Source organism: Agrococcus sp. DT81.2 (assembly GCF_049844935.1).
GTDB lineage: Bacteria > Actinomycetota > Actinomycetes > Actinomycetales > Microbacteriaceae > Agrococcus.
Genome location: NZ_JBNCLZ010000004.1, coordinates 30,572 through 46,621, shown reverse-complemented (window position 1 = coordinate 46,621; position 16,050 = coordinate 30,572). Strand labels below are relative to the sequence as shown.

The 16,050-nt window shown below is 69.9% G+C and carries 12 protein-coding genes and 2 tRNA genes; 10 read left to right on the top strand and 4 right to left on the bottom strand.

Going from position 1 to position 16,050, the window contains the following annotated elements; translation table 11 throughout:
• The first annotated feature begins 203 nt into the window (after positions 1 to 203).
• Both ACLQ21_RS08865 and ACLQ21_RS08860 read left to right on the top strand, forming a co-directional pair.
• Positions 204 to 1,103 (top strand): carbohydrate ABC transporter permease, encoded by a 900-nt coding sequence (locus ACLQ21_RS08865; RefSeq protein WP_425663426.1) that lies wholly within the window; start codon positions 204 to 206, stop codon positions 1,101 to 1,103.
• A complete protein-coding gene (locus ACLQ21_RS08860; RefSeq protein WP_425662955.1) occupies positions 1,100 to 2,059 on the top strand; it encodes a carbohydrate ABC transporter permease in 960 nt (319 codons plus the stop codon). The genes ACLQ21_RS08865 and ACLQ21_RS08860 overlap by 4 nt, the downstream gene beginning before the upstream one ends.
• An 86-nt stretch (positions 2,060 to 2,145) precedes the next feature.
• Here the strand turns inward: ACLQ21_RS08860 and ACLQ21_RS08855 are convergent, their stop codons facing one another.
• The gene (locus ACLQ21_RS08855) at positions 2,146 to 3,510 is read right to left on the bottom strand and encodes an ABC transporter substrate-binding protein (protein WP_425662954.1); all 1,365 of its coding nucleotides are present in this window, start codon (positions 3,508 to 3,510) and stop codon (positions 2,146 to 2,148) included.
• Positions 3,511 to 3,669: 159 nt separating this feature from the next.
• Here ACLQ21_RS08855 and ACLQ21_RS08850 point away from each other — a divergent pair.
• The 5 genes from ACLQ21_RS08850 to ACLQ21_RS08830 all read left to right on the top strand — a co-directional run bounded on the left by ACLQ21_RS08850 (position 3,670) and on the right by ACLQ21_RS08830 (position 8,756).
• Positions 3,670 to 3,743, top strand: a tRNA-Leu gene (locus ACLQ21_RS08850).
• A gap of 27 nt (positions 3,744 to 3,770) precedes the next feature.
• Positions 3,771 to 4,703, top strand: coding sequence for an aldose 1-epimerase family protein (locus ACLQ21_RS08845; protein WP_425662953.1), 933 nt, complete (start codon positions 3,771 to 3,773; stop codon positions 4,701 to 4,703).
• Positions 4,704 to 4,717: 14 nt separating this feature from the next.
• Positions 4,718 to 6,403 carry a long-chain-fatty-acid--CoA ligase gene (locus ACLQ21_RS08840; RefSeq protein ID WP_425662952.1) on the top strand — a complete coding sequence of 562 codons (1,686 nt, stop codon included), beginning with the start codon at positions 4,718 to 4,720 and terminating at the stop codon, positions 6,401 to 6,403.
• Between the two features lie 293 nt (positions 6,404 to 6,696).
• A complete protein-coding gene (locus ACLQ21_RS08835; protein WP_425662951.1) occupies positions 6,697 to 7,611 on the top strand; it encodes a toll/interleukin-1 receptor domain-containing protein in 915 nt (304 codons plus the stop codon).
• Between the two features lie 158 nt (positions 7,612 to 7,769).
• Positions 7,770 to 8,756 (top strand): hypothetical protein, encoded by a 987-nt coding sequence (locus ACLQ21_RS08830; RefSeq protein WP_425662950.1) that lies wholly within the window; start codon positions 7,770 to 7,772, stop codon positions 8,754 to 8,756.
• 755 nt (positions 8,757 to 9,511) lie between these two features.
• Here the strand turns inward: ACLQ21_RS08830 and ACLQ21_RS08825 are convergent.
• Entirely contained in the window at positions 9,512 to 10,129 is a 618-nt protein-coding gene (locus ACLQ21_RS08825; RefSeq protein WP_425662949.1) for a GyrI-like domain-containing protein, read from the bottom strand.
• 336 nt (positions 10,130 to 10,465) lie between these two features.
• On the opposite strand from ACLQ21_RS08825, the gene ACLQ21_RS08820 reads away from it, so the two are divergent.
• On the top strand, positions 10,466 to 11,650 hold the full coding sequence (locus ACLQ21_RS08820) for an RtcB family protein (RefSeq protein ID WP_425662948.1): 1,185 nt from the start codon (positions 10,466 to 10,468) through the stop codon (positions 11,648 to 11,650).
• An 85-nt stretch (positions 11,651 to 11,735) separates the two neighbouring features.
• On the opposite strand, the gene ACLQ21_RS08815 is transcribed toward ACLQ21_RS08820, so the two are convergent.
• Positions 11,736 to 12,437 carry a phosphotransferase family protein gene (locus ACLQ21_RS08815; RefSeq protein WP_425662947.1) on the bottom strand — a complete coding sequence of 234 codons (702 nt, stop codon included), beginning with the start codon at positions 12,435 to 12,437 and terminating at the stop codon, positions 11,736 to 11,738.
• Between the two features lie 71 nt (positions 12,438 to 12,508).
• Positions 12,509 to 12,581, bottom strand: a tRNA-Lys gene (locus ACLQ21_RS08810).
• 177 nt (positions 12,582 to 12,758) lie between these two features.
• Here ACLQ21_RS08810 and ACLQ21_RS08805 point away from each other — a divergent pair.
• Positions 12,759 to 15,296 carry an HAD-IC family P-type ATPase gene (locus ACLQ21_RS08805; RefSeq protein WP_425662946.1) on the top strand — a complete coding sequence of 846 codons (2,538 nt, stop codon included), beginning with the start codon at positions 12,759 to 12,761 and terminating at the stop codon, positions 15,294 to 15,296.
• 108 nt (positions 15,297 to 15,404) lie between these two features.
• A complete protein-coding gene (locus ACLQ21_RS08800; RefSeq protein WP_425662945.1) occupies positions 15,405 to 16,013 on the top strand; it encodes a hypothetical protein in 609 nt (202 codons plus the stop codon).
• Positions 16,014 to 16,050: the final 37 nt, after the last annotated feature.

Below are 16,050 nucleotides of genomic sequence, written 5' to 3'. Positions count from 1 at the left end.
TACTGATGCACTTCTCGGAGAAGCGGTGTACTAAGAGCAGTGCGGTCCACTCGACCGCCTGACCAGCAGGAGGCACCGTGTCGACAACGACCGAAGCTCCGGATGCCGTAGGCGCCAACGATCCGCCCCCGTCCGACGCCGTCGCGAAGGGTGAGTCGCGCCGCGAGCGCCGTGCTCGCCGCAAGCGCGCGCCGAAGGTGCCCATGACGAAGCTGCGGCGCCGGGAGGCGCTCGCGGGCTACCTGTTCATCTCGCCCTGGATCATCGGCTTCCTGGTCTTCACGCTCGGCGCGATGGTCTACAGCCTCGTCATCTCGTTCAGCTACTACCAGCTGGCCACCGACACCGCGAGGCCCGCGGGCCTCGCGAACTACGAGCGGCTGTTCGAGGACCCGCGGATCGCGACGTCGCTCGGCAACACGCTGTTCTACGCGGTGCTGGCCGTGCCGTTCGAGATCGTGCTGGCGCTCGGCCTCGCGATGCTGCTCAACAGCGTGCGCCGCGGCTCGGGCTTCTTCCGCACCGTGTTCTACCTGCCGAAGATGACGCCGACGGTCGCGACCGCATCGATGTTCCTGCTGCTGCTCAACGGCAACCAGGGCGCCATCAACCGTGGCCTCGCGTCGATCGGCATCCAGGGTCCGCAGTGGCTGCTCGATCCGGACTGGGTGAAGCCGTCGATCGTGCTCATGACCCTCTGGGGGGTGGCCGGCACGATGGTGATCTTCCTCGCCGCGCTCCAGAACGTGCCGACCGAGCTCTACGAGGTCGCCGAGGTCGACGGCGCGGGCCCGGTGCGCCGCTTCTGGAACATCACGCTGCCGATGATCTCGGGCGCGGTGTTCTTCAACGTGCTCGTGCTGACGATCGCCGCCTTCCAAGTCTTCGACCAGGCCTTCCTGCTCTTCCATCGAGATCAGGTGCAAGGAGCGTCGGATGCGTCGCTCTTCTACGCGATCTATCTGTTCCAGCAGGCGTTCCGGCAGTTCGACTTCGGCTTCGCCTCCGCGATGGGATGGCTGCTGTTCCTGATCATCGTGACGATCTCGCTCGTGCAGGTGAAGGTCGGCAACCGGTTCGTCTACTACGAGAGCGAGCGATGATGACCACGCAGACACCGGCGAAGACCGTCCAGGCCGGCGCGGCGATCGCGGCGGTCCCGCCCGAGAAGCGCCGTCGCCGCTGGTTCAGCGACGAGCGCAACCAGGCGCTCACGCCGATGGGCTGGGTCGGCCAGATCGTGCGATGGGTGCTGCTGCTGATCTTCGCCGCGCTCTTCCTCTACCCGCTCGTCTGGCTCATCTCGGCGAGCCTCAAGCCGCGCGGCGAGGTCTTCGACAATCAGTTGATCCCGACCACGATCGTGCCCGAGAACTACGCGGTCGCGTTCGAGCAGATGCCGCTCGCGAACTGGATCTGGAACAGCATCTTCATCGCCGTGCTCGCCGCCGTGCTCGTCGCGCTCGCGAGCTCGCTCGTCGCGTTCGGGTTCGCCTACTACCGGTTCCCGGGCCGCGGCATCCTCTTCGGGATCGTGCTCGCGACGATGATGCTGCCGGGCGCCGTCACGCTCGTGCCGCAGTACCTGATCTGGAACCAGCTCGGGTTCGTCGGCACGCACGTGCCGCTGTGGGGTGCGAACCTCTTCGGCTCCGCGTTCTACATCTTCCTCCAGCGGCAGTTCTTCCTCGGCCTGCCGAAGGAGCTGTTCGAGGCGGCCCGGCTCGACGGCGTGAGCGCGTGGGGGCAGTTCTGGCGCATCGCGATGCCGCTGTCGGTGCCGTCGTTCGTCATCATCCTGCTGTTCGAGTTCCAGGCGAGCTGGAACAACCTGCAGGCTGCGCTCATCTACCTCAACACCGGCTCGCAGGAGGGCTACACCGTGCCGCTCGGCATCGCGAGCGCGATGACGAGGTACAGCCCGACAGCCGGCGGCCACGGCGACTACCAGTACGTCATGGTCGCCGCGGTGCTCGTCACCATCCCGATGCTCGTGCTGTTCGCCTTCGGGCAGCGGTCGTTCGTCACCGGCATCGCCACCACGGGCCGGAAGGGCTGAACTTCCGGATCAGGCTGCAGCGCGCATGGAGAAGGGGCGCCCGATCAGATCGGGCGCCCCTTCGTCTTGCCCCGCGGGGCTGGAGGTCACTCGCCTCCGGCGACCTGCTCGTACGCGCGCATCGCGGCGTCCTGGGCCTGCGTGAGCGCCTCTTCAGCGCTCGACTCGCCCAGCACGGCGGAGGTCACCGCGTTCTGCAGCTCCGACTGGATCTGCTGCCCCGCGGGCGACGCGCCGAACGACTCACCCTCGGCCGCGACCTCGTAGTACGTCGCGATGACGTCTTCGAAGCCGGGGAAGCCGGCCGCGTCCGCGAACTGGTCGCGCAGCGTCGTGTCGACCTCGGGCGAGCCGGTGAAGAGCCCGGTGTTGATGCCCTGACGGTCCGGGTTCCCGGCGGTCGTCTCCGCGCGCGCCTCGCCAGCAGCCTGCCACGCGTCGGGCGACGTCAGCGCGACGGTCCACGCGCATGCCGCGGACGGGTTCTTGGCGCTCGTCGGGATGACGAAGGCCTGTCCGCCGGCCGCCGTGATGGGCTCGCCGTCCTGCGTCATGAGCGGCGTCGCAGCGATCTCGATGTCGCCCGCGTATGCCGTCAGCACGTTGGGGTACCACTGGTCCCAGATGGCCGCGCCCACGTAGTCGTTCGAGTACGCGTTGCCGTCGCCGAAGACGTCGAAGGAGTCGAGGAAGCTCTTGACGTTGGCATAGCCGCCCTGCGCGTCGTAGACCTCCTTGAGGAACTCGACCGCCTCCACGTTCTCCGCCCGGTCCAGCGTCGGGGCACCCTCGTCGTCGACGGTGCCGCCGCCGAAGCTCAGCATCCACAGCGCGGCCTTCGCGACGCCCTGGGGATCGAAGCCGAGTCGGGTGGGATTGCTGCCCTCGAGCACCGTCATCCGCTCGATCGCCGACAGCAGCGCCTCGCGGTCGGAGGTGTCGAGCTCGGCGTCGGTCACGCCCGCCTCGTTCATCACGCGCTGGTTCAGCAGGATGGCGGGCGGCTGGTAGAACTGCGGCACCCCCCACACCTGGTCCTGGTACTCGACGTCATCGACGACGTGCTCGTACCAGTAGTCGTCGGGATCGACGTCGCGGGCGGCGAAGCACGCGTCCAGCGGCATGATGAGGCCCTGCGCCGCGTAGGTCGCGACGAACTGGCGGTCCATCTGCACGACGTCGGGCACCTGGCCGCTCGCCGCGAGGGTCGTGAACTTCTGCGCGTCGAACGCCGTCGCGTCCAGCTCGAGCGTGACGCCCGACAGGGTGGACTCCGCGTGATCGAGCCGGGCCTGGCCGACGTCGTCGGCGTTCTCGAAGCCCCATGCCGTCAGCGTGCCCGTCGGCTCCGATTCGAAGTCCGCGGCGCCCGCAGCGCCTCCGCCGCCGCCGCATCCGGTCAGCAGCAAGGCGGCCGCCGCAGCGACCCCGATCCCAACTCTGGCTCGCACGATGTGCCTCCTCGGTGTCAAGGTGCCGACCGCGCATCGCGTCGGCTCTCTGGCCGGAGCGTACCTCGAAGGTGTACCCCCACCTAGAAGCGCTTCTCCAGGTTCGCCCGAACCGTCCGCCGTGCGCTCTACGGTTGGAGGGAGGGCGGATGCGCCCCGGCCCCCGTAGCCCAACCGGCAGAGGCAGCGGACTTAAACTCCGCCCAGTCTGGGTTCGAATCCCAGCGGGGGCACCGCGCGAGGCTCGGTAGAGTCGCCGCATGCGGCCGCCCACAGGACAGCAGTTCACCCTCTCGCACAGCGTCGACGGCAAGCGGCTGCGCGCCACGGTCACCGAGGTCGCCGCCACCCTGCGCGAGCTGACCTTCGACGGCGTCGACCTCGTCGAGCCGTTCCCCGAGCACGCGCGGCCCGCGAAGGGCCAGGGCATCGTGCTCGCCCCGTGGGGCGGCCGGGTCGCCGGCGGCGACTGGCTGCTCGACGGCAAGCCGCAGCGGCTCGCCATCACCGAGCGCGACAAGGGCAACGCGAGCCACGGCCTGCTGCGGTTCTCGCCCTACCGCGTGCTCGACGAGTCGGAGTCGCGCGTGGTGCTCCAGGCGACCATCCACCCGCAGGGCGGCTGGCCCTTCCTGGTCGACACGACCGTCACCTACGAGCTCACCGACGACGGGCTGCAGGTCGCGCACGAGGCGACCAATGTCGGCACCGAGCGTGCCCCGTGGGCGTGCGGCGCGCATCCGTACCTCGCCGTCGGCGACACCGCGCCCGACCGCCTCACGCTCACCGTGCCCGCGACGCGCGTGTTCAACGCCGTCGACCTCATCCCCACCGAGGAAACCCTTGTCGATGCGATGGATGCGTCGGCCCCCGATCTGCGCTCCGGCCGTCGCCTCACCGAGCTCGACGTCGACCACAACTACGGCGGCCTCGACTTCGTCGGGGGAGTGGCGACGACGTCGCTGCTCGACGACGCCGGCCGGGGAGCGGAGCTGTGGCAGGACTCGGCGTACCCGTACGTCGTGGTCTTCACGCCGCGCGACTTCCCGGCGGCCGGCGGGCCGAAGCACGCCGTCGCCGTCGAGCCGATGAGCGCGCCGGCGAACGCGCTGAACTCCGGCCAGGGCCTCGTGTGGCTCGAGCCGGGGGAGTCGTGGCGCGGCCACTGGGGCATCGCACCGGTCGGCTTCTGAAGGCGGCGCAGCGTATGGATGACACGCGACAGGCCGACGCGAGCGCGCCGGCGGGCTACGCGCCCGGCGTGCCTGGGCGCATCGAGGTGCCCGAGGTCTCGCTGACCACGGTGCTGCACGACGCGATCCGCGCGCATCCGCAGCGGCCCGCGCTCGACTTCTACGGCGCGACGACGACGTACGCGCAGCTCGGCGAGCAGGTGAGCGCGGCGGCGGCGGCGCTCGCGGCCGCGGGCGTGGGCGTCGGCGACCGGGTGGCGCTCATCATGCCCTCGTGCCCGCAGGCGGTCGTGGCGTTCTACGCCGTGCTCGAGCTCGGCGGCATCGTCGTCGAGCAGAACCCGCTGTCGACGCCCGCCGAGCTGCAGCGGTCGTTCTCGCATCACAACGCGCGCGTTGCCGTCGTCTGGGACAAGGTGGCCGACACCGTCGCCGGACTGCGGCTCCCGCACGAGGTCGCGCTGCTCACCGTCGACATGAGCCGCGCCCTGCCGCTCGGCAAGCGGCTCGCGATGCGGCTGCCGATCCGGAGGGCGCGCGAGCTGCGCACCGCGATGACCGAGCGCCCGGCGAGCGGCACGTCGTGGGACGACGCCGCCCGGCCGCGCAAGCGCACGGCATCCCCGCCGCGGCACCGCGCGGCACCGACCGATGTCGCCCTGCTGCAGTACACGGGCGGCACGACGGGCGCGCCGAAGGCCGCGATGCTGACGCACCGCAATCTCGTCGCCAACGTCACGCAGAGCCGCGCGTGGGTGCCCGACCTGCGCGACGGACGCGAGGTGCTCTACGGCATCCTCCCGCTCTTCCACGCGTACGGGATGCTGCTGTGCCTGCTCATGTCGGTGCGGCTGGGCGCGTGCCTCGTGCTCTTCCCGCGCTTCGACGTCGACCAGGTGCTCGAGGCGATGGAGCGCCGCCCCGCGACCTTCCTGCCCGGGGTGCCGCCGATCTACGCGCGGCTCGCCGACGCGGCCGAGGAGCGGGGCCTCGACCTCACCTCCATCCGCTTCGCGATCTCCGGCGCGATGCCGCTGCCGGCCGAGCTCGTGGAGCGCTGGGAGCGGCTCACCGGCGGCGTGCTGGTCGAGGGCTACGGCATGACCGAGACGTCGCCGATCGCGCTCGGCAACCCGCTCGCCGGCACCCGCAGACCGGGAAGCGTCGGGCTGCCGTTCCCGTCGACCGAGATCCGCATCGTCGACCCCGAGCAGCCGTCCGTCGACCGGGGGCCGGGCGAGCCGGGCGAGCTGCTCATCCGCGGGCCGCAGGTCTTCCCCGGCTACTGGCAGGAGCCGGAGGAGAGCGCGAGCGTGCTGCTCGACGGCGGCTGGCTGCGCACGGGCGACATCGTCGAGCGCGGCGACGACGGGTTCATCACGATCGTCGACCGCATCAAGGACCTCATCATCTCGGGCGGTTTCAACGTCTACCCCTCCGAGGTGGAGGAGGTGCTGCGATCGCACCCGGGCGTCGCCGACGCGGCCGTCGTCGGGATGCCCGGCAAGGCGGGCAGCGAGGACGTCATGGCGGCCGTCGTGCGCGTCGAGGGCGAGTCGCCGACCGAGGACGAGCTGCGGGCCTTCGTGCGCGAGCGCATCGCGGGCTACAAGGCGCCCCGCCGCATCCGCATCGTCGATGCGCTGCCGCTCTCGCCGGTCGGCAAGGTGCTGCGGCGAGAGGTGCGGGCGCTGCTGTAGGAGGGGTAAGGCCGCTCAGGCGTCGGCGACCGGCTGTCGCAGCAGCGGTTGTGGGAGGCTCGTCGACCGCTTCGCATGCGAAGCGACGCGCGTCGCTCAAGTAGCTCTCGCGGTGCGGGCCGGCCGCTGCACGCCAGCTGGCGCACGCAGCAAGTTCGAGCTAAATTCATCCCGGTCCAAATCCGAGCGCGCACGTCGGCTTTGAAGTCCCCCTTCACGCCGATCCCCGAATTCCGGCTGCCGTGCCGTCCCGGGTACGCTTCTTACGCTGCAGGGATAACGAAGGGCGGCTCGTGGGACTCAGTGCCGGTGATCGCATCAATTACATACGCGAGTGCAGCGCGCTACTCGGCCTTGAAGACTGGGACGCGGTCGACTTGGTGCTCGACCAGCATGGGCTACCCACTGCGGATGACTGGGGTGCGAACGCGTCAAAGAGCTCGTATGTGACGGCGATGATCAGAACCGCTCCTGACCACCTGCTACAGGATCTTCACAGTTACCTCACTCGCACGAGTGGGCAGCTACGGATCGGTGCGAGCCCTTACAAGAGTGACCGGCTCCGAGTATTCATGAGCCATCTAACCGCCCAGCGCGACCTCGTGGGCGACGTCGGACGCATCCTCGAAGGCTTCGGAGTTGACGGCTTCGTAGCTCACGATTCGATAGAGCCGAGCAAAGAGTGGCAAGACGTGATCGAAGCGGGACTTGCCGACTGTGACGCATTGGTGGTGTTCCTCCACGACGGCTTCCTCGAGAGTCGGTGGTGCGATCAAGAGGTGGGGTGGGTGATGGGTCGAGCCCGACCAGTGCTGCCGCTCGCTTTTGATGCGATGCCCCACGGGTTCCTAAGCAAATACCAGGCAAGTAAGTGTGCGGGCATGTCCACCGCGCAGGTTGGGCAGTTGGTGGTCAGGTGGCTGGCGCAGCAGCCCACGTTGCAACCTCGGCTTGCTGTGGGCCTGACCGAACAGTTCGTCGACTCGAGCTCCTGGAATCGGACTAGGGCACTCGCTGCTGTGATGGAGACCGTAACGGGGTTCACCGACGATCAACTCGAGGCGATGACCAAGGCAGCCGAGTCGAACGTCGACGTGCGCGATTGCTTGATCGGTGGCGACCGCGGGCCTGAGTGGGTGGCTAGCTTTATAGCGAAGCACCGGGCCCCCGCGCCATCGCTCCGGGACGGCGCCACTTGGGAGGCGTGAGGCCCGAGTGAGTCTGCTGCGTATCAACACTGTGGGCCCGAGGCGGCGCGTGATTCGCTGGGAATCGGCGAGTACCGCGGAAGCACGAGTACAACCGCGGCCGGAGACCTGCTTGCGCTATTTCCTCTCGCGCGCCTGTCGCAAGTAGCGTATCGGGCGTGAAGAACTGGCGATCGAAATTCCAAGGCGTGCGACGATGGCTCATGCCGACTGTGTTGACGGCACTCGGGCTGTTGACCGGTGGTCTTTCGTGGCTGATGAGGGACAGCGAACCTTGGTGGAGCTCGGCGCTGATCAACGTCAGCGTCGTGTTCTTACTCTTGGTCCCGGGCGAGTACGCGATTCGCCGGATCTGGCGCACCGTGGAGACGATCGAGAAGACGAGCGACTCTGCGCTGGTCACTGCCAACGCTGCGGCAACGACGGCTGAAGATACCGCCCGGTCCCTCGCCGATGTGCGCGAGAAGCTGCTCGCTCGTCAGCACGAAGAGCTCGACGCTGAGCTGGGCGTGTACCGCCGCTTGTTGAAGGAGCCCTCGCATGATGCACTGCAGCAAGCGCTGTTGCACGCCGGCGGCGAAGGTCTGACGTCTGAAGCGGGGGTCCGCGTTGAGATCTGGGAGACTCCACTTCACTATCGCTACCGGATAGTTGATGCCGCGCTCGTCGTCAACATCGAGGAGGACGACGGGCGAGTCCTGTCGACGCATTCGTGGCCACCAGACGTGGAGCCGGACGCATTCTTCCAGGCCCTCGTCGAAGGAGTGAGGGCCGCACAGGCAGATTTGGGCGTAGGGCTGAATGATCCGACCCAGTCGTTGGAGCAGCTGGCTGACATGCTTATTGAGGTGACGCGTTTGCGTTCGCAGGAGCTTCTTGGGCATCGACAGAGTCTTCGCAAGATCATCCAGAGAAGGAATGGGTGGTACTTCACCGAAACGGCCGTGTATCCAGCCGAAAATCTTCACTACGAGATAGCGGTTACGCGCCTCAACGAGATGGACTGGGAGACGCACCTCAGGCATAAGGGTTGGTACGATGCTGAGTACATGCTTCCGTTCGCTCGTCGGCTTTATGGAATCGGTAGAGGTCGTACCGAGGACGAGACGCAGCCCGACGCTTCTTCCTCGACGACTTTGGTCTAGTGGGCGTTCGCGTGATCTCGCTAAGTTGACGCGAGTGCCCCGGCTCGGCTCGCCGCATGTGGCCTCCAACCGGACCACCGTCGATCAACTTCGATCGCAGGCTGTTGCGCGCCGCGGTCACCTGGGTCGCGACGACATCTTGCAAGCTGACGTTCGACAGCATCGATGTGGTGGAGCCGTTGCCGGAACACACGAGTGTCGGCAGGAAGACATCGTGCTGTCGGCGTAGGGCGGCTGCGTCACCTGCGGTGACTGATGCTCGATGGAGAACCACAGCCGCTCGCCCTCCGCGAGCGACGAGGGCGCCGCGAGCTACGGCCAATTGCGCTGCTGCTCTAGCGAGTACTCGACGGGTCGCAGTGGCGTGTGGTGCTCCAGGCGCCTATCCGTCCTCACCGTGGCCCACCGATCCCCGTTGAGACCGTCACTAGCTACGACTTGGCCGCCGACGCGCTGCGGGTCACTCGCAAGGCGACCATCGTCGACACGGGACACGCGGCGCGGGCAATGGGCGCGCGCCCGCATCTCCTCACCTATGGGACCCGCCGACGCGATGAGCCTGTCGGCTTGCCAAGCGTGCGAATCACGGGTCAGCGATTCAACACTTGTCCCATCCGCGCGGACGTCGGGTCCATAGGTGTGTGATCGCGTCATCGCTGTTGACACGAGCGTGGCTCGGCTCCGAGCTCTTCACATGGTTCGTGCCGGTGCGCTGCAAGAGGCGATGTGGGCCACGGGCATCGCGTCGGTCGACTCTACCTAACGGCGACCGGCTGCCGGAGGATCGTGCGCCGCTTCGCCGGCTCGACCCGACGGGCGTCGCTCAGGTAGATCTCGTGATGGCGGCCGGTCATGCGCAGCCCGTGCGCCGGGATGAACTCGTGGTGCATCCGCTCGAGCACCGGCCCCTCGTCGTCGAACGCGCCGACGTGCAGGGTCTGCACGGAGCGTCCCTCCGTGAGCGCCTCGAGCCGCACGTCGACGAGCCGAGCCGGCGCGCGCTTCGCGGCCACTGCCGCCACGGCGGCGTCAAACATCCCAGGGTCGATCCAGTCGGGCACGAGCATGAGCAGCGTCCAGTGCCAGCTCGCCTTGTCGCGGGCCGTCGTGAACGCCTCCATGTCATCCGCCCACCACAGTCCTTCGAGCGGCATCACTCCGTAGTCGCGGCCCTGCTCGCGCTTGCTGGCGAACTTCAGCGCGTACGCGAGCGGGTAGAGGGCCTCGAGCGCCTCCGCGAACGCGGCACCGTTCGGGTCGCCGTGCCCGTCGAGCATCAGGTACTGCAGCTCTGGCACGTCGACGATCCGGAACTCGCCCTGCTTCGCCCGGTACGCATCGAGCGTGCGCTTCAGGTCGAGCTTCTCCGTCATGGCACGCCTCCGCGGCCAGGCTAGACCGATGCATCCGCCCCATGATGGCCATTGACTCGGCGCTGCTGCTGCCGTACCTTCGCAAGGCTGTGCATCCGCACGGCACGCACGTCGAGAGGTGGCGATCGTGAGCGCGAAGCGCGAACGAGCAGAGGTCCGGGTCTACCCCGACCTCCAGCAGCCATGCTCTCCGGCGCCGGCCGCGTAGCCCATCAGCTCCGCGCGTCCCGCGACCGACAGGGTCCGGGACGCCACCTCCTCGAGTGGAGGAGACTGCCCGCATCCTGTGGCAGCTCCCACCGCGCAACCCGCGCATCCCATCGAAGGAAAGGCACCATGGAGACCATCTCCGAGCGGCTGCTGTCGTGGGCGAGCATCCTCGAGGACTCCACCCTCGAGCAGGCTCGCACCGCGTCGCGCATGCCGTTCATCCACCCGCACCTGGCGCTCATGCCCGACGCCCACCTCGGTCGCGGCGCGACCGTCGGCTCGGTCATCCCGACGCTCGGCGCCATCATGCCCGCCGCCGTCGGCGTCGACATCGGCTGCGGCATGATCGCCGTGCGCACGCAGCTGCAGCGCGCCGACCTGATCGGCAGCGAGCACGGCGTCCGCGACCTGGCCGAGCTGCGGCAGCAGATCGAGCGCAGCATCCCGCTCTCGGCTGGGCACGACAACCGCTCGGTGCGGCCCACGGCAGAGCCGCGCGTCGCCGAGCTCGAGCAGCTCGCCGAGCGCGCCGGCTTCGACCCGGCGGGCTACGCGAAGCACTGGCGGCTGCAGCTGGGCTCGCTCGGCAGCGGCAACCACTTCATCGAGATCTCGGTCGACGAGACGGATGCGGTGTGGATGTTCCTGCACTCCGGCTCCCGTGGCGTGGGCAACAAGATCGCGCAGCGCCACATCGCTGTGGCGCAGCGGTTCGCGAAGCAGTCGTGGATCGAGCTGCCCGACCCCGACCTGGCCTACCTGGTGGAGGGGACGCGCGAGTTCGAGCGCTACATCGCCGAGCTGCGCTGGGCGCAGCGGTTCGCACTGCTCAACCGCGAGGAGATGATGGACCGCGTCGCCGACCAGCTCGGCCGCTTCGTCGGGGGCGGCATCGACGAGCTCGAGCGCATCAACTGCCACCACAACTTCACCGAGTCGGAGACGCACTTCGGCAAGCGGGTGTGGGTGTCGCGCAAGGGCGCGATCCAGGCGGACGCCGGCCGGCCCGGGCTCATCCCCGGCTCGATGGGCACCGCCTCGTACGTGGTGGAGGGGCTCGGCAATCCGCTGTCGCTCAACTCGGCGCCGCACGGCGCCGGGCGCAGGCTCTCGCGGAACGCCGCCCGGCGCACCTTCTCACGCGACGAGCTGCGCGAGGCGATGGTGGGCATCGAGTACCGCGACACCGACGCGTTCATCGACGAGATCCCGCAGGCGTACAAGCCGATCGACGAGGTCATGGCCGACGCGGCCGACCTCGTGCGCATCCGCCACACGCTGCGCCAGCTCGTGAACGTGAAGGGCGACTGACCGCGGGTCGTCGCCCGCCCGAGGGGTAGCCGCACGCGGCTATCTCTCGGGCGCGGCGCTACCGCTCGGCGCGGCCCGGCGCCGCTCAGGCGATGGGCCAGGCGAGCAGCTCTGCCGTCAGCTGGTCGAGGTACTCCGGCGGCCCGACCTCGGCGAACCAGAGCCAGAGCTCGGCGGCATGGATCGGCACCCACGCGCTCAGGGCATCCGCATCGGCGCCGTATGGCGTCGCGATCGCCTCGAACGACCGCGGATCCTTCCGCGCCGCGCCCCACGCTGCGCGGGACACCTCTCGCAGCGGGTCGCCGACGTGCGCCTTCTCCCAGTCGAGCACCGCGGTGATCCGGCCGTCGGCGGCGAGCAGGTTGCCGTCGCCCCAGTCGCCGTGGCAGAACACCGGCGGGGAGGCTGGAGGGACGGCGAGCGGCAGCGGCGGCCCGCCGGCGGCGAGGTAGCGATCGATGATGCGCGCGTCGTCCGGAGCGTCGGGCAGCCCCGAAGGAGGCTCCGTCTCGTGCAGCGTCTTGAGCAGCACTGCCGACGCGCGGAGCCCGTCCAGCCGGACCTCGGGAGCGACGTCGTCGAGCCGCTCGCCCGGCATGCGCGTCATGACGATGGAGCCCGGCGTGACCTCGACGAGCCCGGGGACAGGGATCCCGGTGCCGGCGAGGGCGCGCAGCGCGAGCGCCTCGGTGTCGTGGCGGAGGGGATCGCCGAGGCGCTTCTCGACGAGCGCGCGCCCGTCGCGCTCCACCAGCCGCACGTGCCCGACCGCTCCTTGACGCATCCGGCCATCATCGCAAGCCGCGGCCCGTTCGCCGAACGGTCGTCGTGCGCGCGGCTTGCGGGCGGATGCGGTGGGCCCGGTGGGGCTCGAACCCACGACCAGCGGATTAAAAGTCCGATGCTCTACCGACTGAGCTACAGGCCCGCGGTTCCAGGGTAGCCGCGGCGCACGGGGCGTCGGGCGCAGCAGCCGGGGTCAGCCTTCCGGATGATTCGGGATGATCCTCCTACCGTCATGGGCCGGGAGGGGCCAGAGTGATCCCCGGAGAGCGCGCGATCCAGCGCCGCGCGCCCCGCGCATCCGCACCCGCCAGGAAGCCGCATGACGTCTCAGACCCCCGCTCGCACGCAGACGAAGCCCGAGACCCCCGGCGCGCCGGCGGCCGGGCACCTCGAGCACCAGCGCATCCTCAGCACCACCGACCCGGCGATCGGGCTCACCGCCGCCGAGGTCGCCGAGCGCGTCGCCGACGGCCGCGCCAACCGGCTCGCGAACGCCTCGAGCCGCACCCTCCTGTCGATCCTGCGCGTCAACCTCTTCACGCTCTTCAACCTCGTGATCGCGGTGTGCACGGTGGTGCTGCTCGCGCTCGGCCGCTGGCAGGACGCGCTCTTCTCGTTCGCGGCGATCTCGAACGTCATCATCGGCGTCGTGCAGGAGCACAGCGCCAAGCGCAAGCTCGACAGCCTCGCGCTGCTGCACGTGCAGCGCTCGACCGTGCTCCGCGGCGGCGAGCGGCTCGACGTCGCGATGGAGGAGCTCGTGCAGGACGACATCCTGCTGCTGCGCCGCGGCGACCAGGTGCCCGCCGACGGCGTCATCGTCGCGACGGAGGGCGTCGACCTCGACGAGTCGCTGCTGACGGGGGAGTCCGAGGCGCAGCTCAAGCACGTCGGCGACGCCGTGCTGTCGGGATCCGCCGTCTCGGCCGGCTCTGCCTCGGTGCAGCTCACGAGCGTCGGCGGCGACTCGTTCGCCGCGCGCCTGACGGCGGAGGCGCGCCGCTTCTCGCTCGTCCACTCCGAGCTGCGCGCCGCGCTCAACCGGGTGGTGAAGTGGATCTCGATCGCCCTCGTGCCGCTCATCGCGATCGTCCTCAACGGGCAGATGCAGGCGCGCGGCGGCTGGTCGGCCGCCATCGCGAGCGGTGCGTGGCAGGACGCGGTCGTGCTCTCGACCGCCGCGATCTCGGCGTCGGTGCCGCAGGGGCTCATCCTCATGACGTCGATCGCGTTCGCCGTCGCCGCCGTCAAGCTCGCCCGCAATCAGGTGCTCGTGCAGGAGCTCGCCGCCGTCGAGGGGCTCGCGCGCGTCGACGTCATCTGCCTCGACAAGACGGGCACGCTCACCGAGGGCGACGTCGAGCTGCTCGACGTCACGCCCGTCGACGACGGCGAGTGCGCACAGCCCGTGGCGGCGGATGCGCTCCGCGCCGTGCGTGCGCGGCCCGGCGCGGCCGCGTGGCCGTCCGCGCTGGCATGGTTCGGGCACGACGAGGACGCGAACCCCACCGCCCGGGCGATCAAGCCGGCGCTCGCTGCGCCACAGGGCGTGCCCAGCTGCGTGATCGGCTTCTCGTCCGCCCGCCGGATGAGCGCGGTCGCGTTCGCGGAGGGCCCGGCGCGCGGCACGTGGGTGCTCGGCGCGCCGGAGTCGGTGCTCGGCGAGGAGGCGGAGCACGGGCCGGTCGCCCGGCGCGCGCTCGAGATCGCCGCGGCCGGCCGCCGCGCGCTCGTGCTCGCGCACGCCGCGCATCCGATCGACCACGAGCAGGCCGAGCGGCACGAGCTGCCGGAGCTCACGCCCGTCGCCGTGCTCGCGTTCGGCGAGCACGTGCGCGACGACGCCGCCGCGACGCTCGACTACTTCCGCGCGCAGGGCGTCGAGGTGCGGGTGCTCTCGGGCGACCACCCCCGCACGGTGGGCGCGGTCGCGCGGCAGGTCGGCATGCCGCTCGACGGCGACGCCTACGACGCCCGCCACCTGCCGACCGACATCGAGGCGCTCGAGGCCGTGCTCGCCGAGCACCACGTGCTCGCGCGCGTCACGCCCGGCCAGAAGCGCGGCATCGTCGAGGCGCTGCAGGCGATGGGCCGCACGGTCGCGATGACCGGCGACGGCGTCAACGACGCGCTCGCGCTCAAGACCGCCGACCTCGGCATCGCGATGGGGGAGGGGGCGCCGGCGACGAAGGCGGTCGCGCGGCTCGTGCTGCTCGACGGCCGCTTCTCGCACCTGCCGCAAGTGGTGGCGGAGGGGCGCCAGGTGATCGCGAACATCGAGCGCGTCTCCCGCATCTTCCTGACGAAGACCACCTACGCGTTCACGCTCGCGCTGCTGTTCGGCGCCCTGCTCGTGCAATACCCGTTCCTGCCTCGCCAGCTCTCCGCGACCGACGGGCTGACGATCGGCATCCCCGCCTTCTTCCTCGCGCTCATGCCCGCCGCCACCCGCTACGTGCCCGGATTCCTCGGCCGCAGCCTGCGCTTCACGATCCCCTCCGGCGTCACCGTGGCGCTCGCGGTGCTCGCGATCACGCTCATCGGGCGCGGGGCGGATGCCGACGAGCGCCAGGTGCAGACGGCAGCCGTGTTCACGCTCACCGTGTGCGGCCTCTGGGTGCTCGCTATCGCGTGCCGGCCGTTCACGCCGACGCGGGTGCTCATCGTCGCCCTCATGGTGGTCGCTCTCGTCGTCGCGGTGCTCGTGCCGATCGTGCGCGACTTCTTCCAGTTCCAGCTGCCCGACGGCCCGCTGCTGCTCGCCTCCGTCGGCATCGGCCTCGTGGGCAGCGCCCTCATCGAGCTGTGGCACCGGCTCGCGCCGAAGCTGCCGCCGGCGATGGTCGCCGACGCCTGAGCGGAGCTGCATGGGGTGCACCGGGCGCGCTCCACAGCATCGTCGAGGCCCTTCCCCAGCGAGGTGCGCGGTCCTACGCTCGACGCACATCCCGTCGGGAGGAGCGCCATGACCGCCGCAATCCGCCGCTCGATGACCGCCCTCCTGGTCGGCGCAGCGGTCGTCACGCTCGCGGCCGGGTGCGTGCTGCCGATGGCCCCGCCTGCCGCGCCGGTCGCCACTGCCGAGGGCACCGTCGCCCCCACACCGGCGACCGAGCCCGCGGAGAGCGACGCGCCCACCGAGCCGGTGGAGAGCGACGCGCCGAGCGAGACCGCCGGCGCGGCCGAGGGGCCGTACGAGATCACCGCCGAGGGCCAGGACGGCTCGATCTGGAGCTTCGAGGTCACCGACAGCCGGGTCGTGGAGGCCGACTCGAACGGCCAGCCGGCCCAGCCGGGATTCCAGCTCGTCGAGGTGCTCATCGACGGCGAGCTCCTCGAGGGCGAGCCTGACTTCTACCACGCGTTCCACGTCTACGTCGTCGACGACGCGACCGGCGCCGAGCACGGCTTGAGCACGGCGAGCTCGTTCCTCGCCGAGGACGACCTGTTCGTCACCGGCCAGAGCCCGTCGTTCACCGACGGCGTCGGCATCTTCCACGTGCCCGCCTCGATCGGCATCGACCACGTGCGCGTCACGACCGACCAGGGCGGCGTCTGGGACTTCACGCGCTGACCGGCCCGCGCGGCCGCCCCGCGCATCCGGGACAATG